The sequence below is a fragment of the Bacteroides sp. AM32-11AC genome (genome assembly GCF_003603515.1).
Lineage (GTDB): Bacteria > Bacteroidota > Bacteroidia > Bacteroidales > Bacteroidaceae > Bacteroides > Bacteroides uniformis.
Map to the genome: position 1 here is coordinate 1 of NZ_QTNH01000040.1, position 241 is coordinate 241.

1 pseudogene is annotated in these 241 nt (G+C 40.7%); it reads left to right on the plus strand.

Going from position 1 to position 241, the window contains the following annotated elements:
• Positions 1-27: 27 nt before the first annotated feature.
• Positions 28-241 (plus strand): annotated as a pseudogene (locus DW800_RS20010) (recombinase family protein); the annotation flags it as partial.

Genomic DNA, 241 nt, shown 5'->3' on the forward strand with positions numbered 1-241 from the left:
TTGAATAAGACTACCTTCACCGCAAAAATGGTTTACGCATATATTCGTGTGTCGACAGACAAACAGACTGTCGAGAACCAAAGGTTCGAAGTCCAGAAATTTGCAACGGAAAAAGGACTTGTAATAGATAAATGGGTGTCCGAGAAGGTTTCCGGTACCAAAATTGCTAATGATAGGAAATTAGGTCCACTTCTCAAGAGGATGAAGAAAGGCGACACTCTAATCATAACAGAAATCAGCC